A 1,700-nucleotide genomic window follows, 5' to 3' on the forward strand; every position below is an offset into this window, starting at 1 on the left:
CCGACCCGTCGGCCTTCGCGGGGCGCCGTCGACGAGCGGCTCCAGGGTCTCCGTCGCCCCCGAGACGTGCAGATCGGGACGTCGGACCTCGACCCCATGCCGCCGCGCATCCGCGGTGAGGGTCGCTGCGGAGTAGAAGCCCATCGGCTGTGAGCGCAGGAGGCCGGCGAGGAACGCTGCGGGGTAGTGCAGCTTCACCCAGGAGCTGGCGTAGACGAGGAGAGCGAACGACAGGGAGTGCGATTCGGCGAATCCGAAATTGGAGAACGCCTGGATCTGCGCGTAGATGCGATCGGCGGCCTCATCCACCAGGCCGCGCCTGGCCATCCCCGCGTACAGCTTGTCCCTGACTTTCTCGATCTTCTCCAGGCCGCGTTTGGATCCCATGGCACGACGCAGCAGGTCGGCCTCATCGGCCGTGCAATCGCCGATCGCCGTCGCCATCTGGATGAGCTGCTCCTGGAAGATCGGAATGCCCAGCGTGCGCTTGAGGATGTCCTCCAGATCGCTGTGCGGGTAGGGGATCGCGAACTCCACCGGCGCCTCGCCGCGAGTCGCCCGTTCCCGGTTCTCCTCGTCGATGCGATCCTTGGCCATCTTCCGCCGCACGAACGGATGCACCGCGCCGCCCTGGATGGGGCCGGGGCGGATGAGGGCGATCTGGATGGCGAGGTCGTAGAAGGCCCGGGGCTGCAGGCGGGGGAGCAGCCCGATCTGCGCGCGCGACTCCACCTGGAAGACCCCGATCGAATCCGCACGGCAGAGCATGTCGTAGACCGCCGGCTCCTCCTTGGGGATGGTCTCGAGCGTCCACTCCTCGCCCGTGCTCTCCCGGATCAGATCGAAGCAGTGCTGAAGGGCGGCGAGCATCCCGAGCCCCAGCAGATCGAACTTCACCAGGCCCATGAAGGCCGAGTCGTCCTTGTCCCACTGGATGACCGTGCGGTTCTCCATACGGGCGTGCTCCACAGGCACGACCTCGCCGACGGGACGGGCGGTGAGCACCATGCCGCCGGAGTGGATGCCGAGATGCCGGGGGGCCTTCAACAGTTCACCGGCATAGGCGAGCACCTTCTCGGGGATGTCGTGCCCCTCGACGGGTTCCAGTCCGGCGCCCCAGCCATCGACCTGACGGGACCAGGCGTCCTGCTGACCGGGGGAGTGGCCGAGCGCTCTTGCCATGTCGCGCACCGCGTTCTTCGGACGGTACTGGATGACGTTGGCTACCTGGGCCGCACGTTCCCTGCCGTACTCGGCATACACCCACTGGATGATCTCCTCGCGGCGATCGGAGTCGAAGTCGACGTCGATGTCGGGCTCCTCGGTCCGCGTGGTCGCGAGGAACCTCTCGAACGGCAGGCGGTAGAGGATCGGGTCGACCGCGGTGATCCCCAGCAGGTAGCAGACCGCGCTCGCCGCAGCTGACCCCCGCCCCTGGCAGAGGATGCCGCGTCTGCGCGCCTCGGTGACGATGCCGTGCACGATGAGGAAGTACCCGGGGAAATCCTTCTCCTCGATCACGTCGAGCTCGCGGGCGATCCGGTGGCGACCGTCGTCGTCCAGTCGCGGGTACTTCGACGGCACGGCCTCCCAGACCAGGTGGCGCAGCCACGTCATCGGTGTGTGCCCCGCCGGCACCTTCTGCTGAGGCAGTGCCGGTCGCGCCAGGCGCAGGGGGAAGGCGGACGCCGCGGCCAGCT

At 68.1% G+C, this 1,700-nt stretch carries 1 pseudogene; it reads right to left on the reverse strand.

What is annotated here, in order from left to right:
- Positions 1 to 1,700 (reverse strand): annotated as a pseudogene (locus KZA10_RS14255) (error-prone DNA polymerase); the annotation flags it as partial.

The organism is Microbacterium sp. BF1 (genome assembly GCF_019279095.1).
Classification (GTDB): domain Bacteria; phylum Actinomycetota; class Actinomycetes; order Actinomycetales; family Microbacteriaceae; genus Microbacterium; species Microbacterium maritypicum.